The sequence below is a fragment of the Streptomyces alkaliphilus genome, from assembly GCF_014141535.1.
Taxonomy (GTDB): Bacteria; Actinomycetota; Actinomycetes; order Streptomycetales; family Streptomycetaceae; genus Streptomyces; species Streptomyces alkaliphilus.
This window is the reverse complement of sequence record NZ_VKHT01000216.1, coordinates 1-6,255: the sequence shown is the minus strand read 5'-3', so window position 1 is coordinate 6,255 and position 6,255 is coordinate 1. Positions and strand designations below refer to the sequence as shown.

The 6,255-nt window shown below is 72.1% G+C and carries 3 protein-coding genes and 2 pseudogenes; 4 read left to right on the top strand and 1 reads right to left on the bottom strand.

What is annotated here, in order from left to right; translation table 11 throughout:
- The first annotated feature begins 478 nt into the window (after window positions 1-478).
- The 3 genes and pseudogenes from FNQ90_RS27190 (at window position 479) to FNQ90_RS09530 (ending at window position 3,036) form a co-directional block, all read left to right on the top strand.
- A pseudogene (locus FNQ90_RS27190) lies at window positions 479-1,227 on the top strand (hypothetical protein).
- A gap of 18 nt (window positions 1,228-1,245) precedes the next feature.
- Entirely contained in the window at window positions 1,246-1,719 is a 474-nt protein-coding gene (locus FNQ90_RS09535; RefSeq protein ID WP_182605968.1) for a hemerythrin domain-containing protein, read from the top strand.
- A 966-nt stretch (window positions 1,720-2,685) separates the two neighbouring features.
- Window positions 2,686-3,036 carry an acyl-CoA dehydrogenase family protein gene (locus FNQ90_RS09530; RefSeq protein ID WP_182605967.1) on the top strand — a complete coding sequence of 117 codons (351 nt, stop codon included), beginning with the start codon at window positions 2,686-2,688 and terminating at the stop codon, window positions 3,034-3,036.
- Here the strand turns inward: FNQ90_RS09530 and FNQ90_RS28765 are convergent.
- Window positions 2,973-3,885: pseudogene (locus tag FNQ90_RS28765) on the bottom strand (NAD(P)-dependent oxidoreductase). The gene FNQ90_RS09530 and the pseudogene FNQ90_RS28765 sit on opposite strands and share 64 nt — an antisense overlap.
- 955 nt (window positions 3,886-4,840) lie before the next feature.
- On the opposite strand from FNQ90_RS28765, the gene FNQ90_RS09520 reads away from it, so the two are divergent.
- Window positions 4,841-5,695, top strand: coding sequence for an alpha/beta fold hydrolase (locus tag FNQ90_RS09520; RefSeq protein ID WP_182605966.1), 855 nt, complete (start codon window positions 4,841-4,843; stop codon window positions 5,693-5,695).
- Window positions 5,696-6,255 lie beyond the last annotated feature (560 nt).

Sequence of the window (6,255 nt, the reverse complement as noted above, 5' to 3'; positions counted from 1 at the left end):
CAGCACCCGAGGTCCCGGTCCCCCCTGTCCCCCCGGTCCGCCGGTTCGTCCGGAGCCGCGGCGCCCGACGCGGGGGCTGCGGAGAGGCCGGCGGGGCGAGGTCGCTCGGCCGGATCCGCCGGCTCGACAGCCGCCGCGCCGGGGCCGTCCACCCCCGGACGGTCCCGGCGCGTTCCCGCCCACGCGTTTCCACCGTTCCCCATGGTCGGAAAGCTAGGCGCCGGCCGGGGGGTCCGCCCCGGGGCCGAAGGTCCCGCCCCGGGACCGACCGGCCCGCGCGGCCGGTGACACCCGGCATCGGGCCCGGCCCCGGAGGGCCCGCGGTCCCGACGGTGAGGCCGGTGGGCCCACGCCTCCCGTGACGCGGTACGCGCATAGTGGCACCGGCTCACGATCACCGCTCGGGAAGCCTCCGGCTCCGGACCGACGACCGTAACCCGCACGCCACGACCGGGCACGACCAGGAGGGAGGGACGGTATGACGCAGCCGTCGGGAGACCACAGCGAAGTGCCGGCGAGGTCCGTCCCCGGGCGGGCGTGGCTGATGCCGGCGCCGGCCACGGCGGGTTTCGCCGTCAACTTCTGGGCCCGGGCACTGCTCAGTCCGCTCGGCCCGTGGTTCAAGGAGAGCCTGAACCTGTCCTCCTTCCGGCAGTCGCTGCTGGTGGCGGTGCCGGTGGTGGTCGGTCCGCCGGGGCGGATACCCGTGGGCGCGCCGGCCGACCGTTTCGGGGGGCGGGGGATGTTCCCGCTGGTTTCGCGGCCACCATCGTGCCCGTGCTGTATATGGGGCTGGTCGGGCACTCCTCGTTCCCCGCGTTTTCGTGGTGCTCGCGGTGGCCATGCGGCCCACCGGGGGCCGGCTCTCGGACCGCTTCGGTCCGGTCCGGGTCCCGGGGGTTCGTTGGCCGTGGTGCTCGCCGGGGCCCTGGCGCGGTCGATGACCCCGGCGTTGATGCCGGTGGGCACGATCGCCTTCCTGGCGATGGCCGCCGCGCTCGGCGCGGGCAGCGGCGCGGTGTTCGCCCTGGTCGCCCTGTTGGCCCCGGCGGACCGGGTGGGCCCGGTCAGCGGTGTCGTCGGCGCCGCGGGTGGGTTGGGCGGCTTCGTGCCGCCGCCGCGATCGGTTTGGTGCTGCCGGCCGTGGCCTCGCCGGCGGCACTCCTGTTCACCGGCACCGGGGTGCGCCACGCCGTGTCCCGGCGGGTGTCCGACCCGTCGTACTGACCCCGGAAGGAGCACGCGATGTGCGGGTGTCGCGCCTGTCGGGCCCCGGCGGTGATCGAGGAGCCGACCCGGGAGCGCGACACGCTCCTCACCCTCGTCGTCCGGCTGCGCGAGGCCCACCGGGACGGTGAGGTCACGCGGATGGCGGAGCTCGCCCGGAGGATCGCCGCCGTCCTCGAACCGCACGCCCCGGTGGGGGAGGGCGGAACGTTCCGCTCGTCGGCCGGGGAGGCCCCCGGGAGGCATCCGACTCCGGAAGCCGGGCACTGTCGCGTCGAGGCGGTGCTCTCCGAGGCGGATGGACCGTTTCTGCGTGATCCCACCTGGCCGGGACGGTTGATCGAGACGCTTGACCTGCTGGGGGAGTACATCAAGGGGGACCGGGACGGCGTTCCGCCCGCCGTCCCGACCCCGCCGGAGCCGGGGTACCGGGAGGACACCGAGGCCGTCGGCGCCGGGGTCGGCACCCGGGCGGGGACGCCGTCGAGGTGACCCCACCCGCAGTACCGGGCCCCCGGTTCTTCCCGCACGGGCTTCCCCGGGTGCGCGACACCGGCCGGGGGCCGGGACCCCTCCGGGAAGCCGCCGGGCCGAGGGAGGAGGGGAAAGGCGGCCGCAGGGGTCGGCTCTGCTGCTGCCACGCCCCGAGAGCCGCGTGGTCCTCCCCGATCGGGCCGTGGTGGGGCTCGACGCGATGGAGCGGGCCCCCACCCCCCGACGAGCGACCGCCGATCGGTGTGCGTGAATTCCCCGTCGCCCCGTCCGAACGGACGCTCCGCCGTCCCTTCGACGAGGGCGCAGGTTTTCCGGTGCCGTCCGTGCCGTGGCGAACGCCGACCTCGCCCCGGGCCAGGGGCGTCCCACACCGTGCGTCCGGGACGGTCGCCAGAAGCTCTTCGACCCTGTCGAGTTCGGCGAGCACGGGCGGAACGGCGACGGCCGCCCCGGGTGCCGGCCGCCTCCGCAGGTGGACCGCCAGGGCGGTGGACGACGGGTGGCCGAAGACCGAGGTCGCCGGGAGTCGCGATCCGGTGGCCGCGGTCAGCCGGTCGCGCGGCTCGACGACGGTCATGGAGCCGAACCCCAGTTCTTGGAAGGCCCGTTCGGGGTCGACCGCGTCACGGCTGAACGGAGATTGTCCGGTAGCAGTTCCACTCCAGCTCACCCGCGGGCCGGAACCAGTCCTGGCCGGTGCATTTGTCCAGGACGGGGGTACTGAAGTCGGTTGCCCCGGTAACGAGATCAGGCCACATGGTGTTCACCCGTGCCATGCCGCCGGCGGCCGACAGTCCGAATGGCGAATTGGTCCACGTTCCACCCACCGCTCGGTAATCGACTGGTAATCGGAGCGGAATCGGGGGCAGGTGGGATATTTTCGGTTACCGTCATATGGTTGTTCGCTCGCGGTCCGTCAGTGGCGTGTGCCCGAAGCAATCCCGGAACCCGAGGAGCACACACGTGTCCACGAATGACGAGCTGGTGACCCTGCTCGACGCGGTGCGGGACATCGTTCCCACACTCCGCAAGAACGGCCTCGAGGCAGAGAAGCGGCGCCGGATCCCGGAGGAGAACATCGAACTCCTGGAGAAGGCCGGTGTGTTCCGCATGGCGGTCCCCCGAAGGCTCGGCGGCCTCGACCTCGGCGTGGCCGAACAGAGCAAGGTCATCTCCGAGATCGCCCGCGGCTGGCCCTCCACCGGTTGGTTGACCATGGTGTGGGTGACCAGTGCCCGGGCGGCCGGTCTCTACTCCGACCGGGCCCGGGAGGAGGCCTTCGGGTCCTGGAAGAGCTCGATCATGGCCGCGTAGCTGTTGTCGCCGTATCCCTTGTCGATGACCCGCTTCACCAGGGAGTGCACGAAGGTCGGCAGCTCGGTGTTGACGCCCTGTACCTCACTCTCGTGGAGCAGGTGTTCGATCGAGGCGAAGTGGGTCGACAACGTGGCGTCGTTCGCCGGGTACTCGCCGTCCCCGGCGTCGATCTGGCCCGCGTAGTCGGTGGCGAAGAGCTTGACGGCGTCGACCCACCCGGTGGCCCACGGCAGGAAGGTCTTGGCATCGATGTTCGCGCTCTTGAGCAGCGCGGCACCGTGGACGAAGCTGTTCAGGGTGCCCCCCCATGACGCCCAGCAGCGCGACGTCGTAGAGCGCCGCGAGACCGGGGTCCTCGCCCACGTGGGTGGTACGGCCGCCCAACTGCCTCAGCGTGGTCTCGTGCCTGTCGAACGCGCTTCGGGAGCCGCTGTGGAAGAGCACGGACTCGGCCGCACCGATGGTCGCGGGGATGGCCATGATCGCGCCGTCGAGGTACTCGGCACCCCGCTCGGAGGCCCACGCGGCCGTTTCACGGGCCTGCTCCGAGGAACCGGAGGTGAGGTTGGCGAGCACCCGCCCCGACAGGACTCCCTCCAGCGGGTCGAGGATCTCGTGCATCACGTCGTAGGTCGACAGGCACACGACGACCAGCTCGCCGGCCGTCACCGCCCCAGCCGGGGTGGACGCGAGTACCGCTCCCTGCCGAACGAGGTCGTCCGCCTTTTCGGGAGAGCGGTTCCAGACGGTCGTCGGATGCCCACCCCTGAGAAAAGCGGCCGCCAACGCCTGTCCCATGAGTCCCGGACCGATGACCGTCACCGGGGAACGATCGTTGCCCGCCATTGAACATCCTCCACATTTTCAAAAATTCGACGCGGGACAAGTGAGCGTCGAAACGGATTGGCTTTCGAGCACCTTGAAGCCGTCGAAACGGTGGTGACCCCTCACCCTCCTTTTCGGCGGATTGGTCAGGTTCGCAGAGTCGATCGCGCCGGTCAAGTTCTCGATGTTCCGCTCCCACTCACCTTTTGGTAACCGCCATGGCTTGTTTTTGCCGGTATCCACGGCTTCCCACGGAGTCGAGTCGCGGAACGTTGCGGTCGTATCCCTTTGACGGTTCGCGAAAAGCCTTTGTTCACGGAAAAGGATCGGCCGCGGGCGCGGGGCGAAATCGCCTCCGCCCGGGACCGGGCGGGCGCCATCGGCCGGGGCGCGGCCGGCCCGCCCCGGCCGGGTGGCCCCTTTGCGACGCCCGGGACGAGAACTCCGATTCCGGGACGCGGGCCCCGGGGGCCGGGTCCGGCGAGGACGTGGTCGGCGTCACGGGCAGCAGCCGCCGCCCGCCGGGTCCGATGGTCGACAACCCGCGCTCGGGGACGACGGTGGGCACCTCACCCGACCGGAACCACCCGCCCGACGCGGAGGAACGCCGAGGCGAGCCGAGCGGCCGACACCGGGGTCACCACCGTCCCCGGGAACCTGATCGAATACATCGCGACACTGTCCGACCGTTCGGTGGACAAAATCTCCCCTTCCCACGTCACGAGCCGTATCGACCGGGATGATGTCGATGTCGTCATGCGGCATGCCGCGCGCGTCGGTCGGCCCGGGGACGGATGTGCCACCGCGACTTCCCGGCCGGGCACCGGGTGCCCGACCCCCTGGCGGGCCTCCCGGTCGGGGACGACGGGCTGAGTTCCTCGCTCACCCTCGACGACCGGGCGTTCGGCCACGGCATTCACGGCATTCACGGGCCGGTGATCAACGGGTGGGATCGGAGAGGGAGGCCCCGGGTTCCATGCGGTACGAGAGCGAGCAGGTCGCGACCGACGGAGGCGTCATCACCGTGCGCAGGGCGGGCCACGACGGTCCCACCCTGTTGTTCGTCCACGGGATGATGGTCAACGGCCACGTCTGGGACCCACTGGTGGAACGTCTGGGGGACCGGTACCGGGTGGTCCTGCCGGACCTGCCGTTGGGCGGGCACCGCACGGCCCTGGCCGCGGACGCGGACCGTTCGCCGGGCGCGCACGCCGACCGGGTGCTCAACCTCGCCCGCACCCTGCCCGGCCCGGTGGTGCTGGTGGGCAACGACACCGGCGGCGCGATCGCGCAGATCGCCGCCGTGCGCGAGCCGACCCTCTTCTCGCGGCTGGTGCTGTTGCCCTCGGACGCCTTCGACAACTGCCCGCCCCGGCTGCTGACCCCCCTGCGCCCGATCGCCGCGCTCCCGCCGCTGATCCGCGGTATCTGCGTCGGCCTGCGGGGCCGGCCGTTCCGGCGGCTGCTCATGAAATTCGTCGCCCGCAGCCCGGTGCCCGACCGGCAACTCGCCGAACTGCTCGGCGCCCTCCCGCACGACCGCGGTGTCCAGCGGGACCTGACGGGTCTGCTGCACACCCTGCGACCGGAGGTCACCCGGAAGGTCGTGCCCCGGTTGGGCGACTATCGCCGGCCGGTGCTGATCGCGTGGTCGCGGAAGGACCCGCTCTTCCCCCTGGCCCACGCGCACCGTCTGGCCGAGTGCTTCCCGAACGCCTCCGTGGTGATCGCGGAGAGGTCCCGCGCGTTCGTGTCCCTGGACGAGCCCGAGTGGTTGGCCACGCGCCTCATCGAGTTCATGGAGACGGAACCGGCCCCCGACACCGCCTGACCCGAACCGGCGCGGGGCCGCTCCCGGGGCCGGTGGGCCGGGGACCGTACCCGGCCCACCGGCCCCGGACGGCCCGCACGGGGGTGGCACCGGCCCGTCCGTCGGTGATCGATCGCCGTTCAACTCCCGCCGCCGCGGCGCGACATGGCTCACCGGGAAGCGCGGGGGACACCGGTCTCCCGACAGGCGCGGCGGTGTACCGTTCCTCACGGAGGCGTACCCACCGACGCCCCGGGACGTTCCGTCCCCGACACGGAGGCCGTCATCGTCGTCGGCCGCAGGGATGGGACGAGGCTGCCCATGACCCGCGTCCGGGTCCTTCCCGCGTCCGGTGCCGACGCTCCGGCCCATCCACTCGCGGTCCCTCCGTTTCCCTCCGTTCCGACCGTTTCGATCACGAGGCATCGATGACACAGGACAAGCAGGATTCGCCCGGTAAGTTCGCCGCGACGTTCGCCGCCGAGCCGACGCGAGGGCGGCGTGGTCTGATGCCCGGGCGTCGGGTGTTGGCGACGGTGGGGGGCGGTGTCGCGGCGGCGGCGCTGCTCACGGCCGGTGTG